At 56.6% G+C, this 422-nt stretch carries 1 protein-coding gene; it reads left to right on the forward strand.

Annotation, left to right across the window (positions count from 1 at the left end):
• Positions 1-422, forward strand: a 422-nt coding sequence (locus HMPREF0308_RS12730) for a DDE-type integrase/transposase/recombinase (protein ID WP_005532366.1), incomplete at both ends; no start/stop codon positions are given.

Raw genomic sequence — 422 nt, forward strand, 5'->3', positions numbered from 1 at the left:
GGGCCGGGGCAGCGGCACTACAGCTACGACAGGTTCCGCCAACTTGTCGCAGCACATGTCGACGCGACCGGGCTTTCAGCACGCATCACACACGCACCAGGACACACCATGCAAGTCGACTGGGCAGGCACCAAGATGCGACTGTTTGACCCAACCGGGAAACCGGGTGCAAAAGTCAGTATCTTTGTCGCCTCTCTTCCATATTCAGGGATGCTGTTTGCCTGTGCGTGTGCTGACCAACGCCAACAGGCCTGGCTTGATGCTCACCGGTGTGCATTCGAATACTTCGGTGGTGTCTGCCAGGTCGTCGTGCCTGATAACGCGTCGACTGCGTCGAACGCAATCAGTACGTCAGATAGAAACCGGAAGGTCAATGACACCTACGAACAGTTCTTGGAGCACTACAACACTGCAGCTCTTCC

The organism is Corynebacterium striatum ATCC 6940 (assembly GCF_000159135.1).
Classification (GTDB): Bacteria; Actinomycetota; Actinomycetes; order Mycobacteriales; family Mycobacteriaceae; genus Corynebacterium; species Corynebacterium striatum.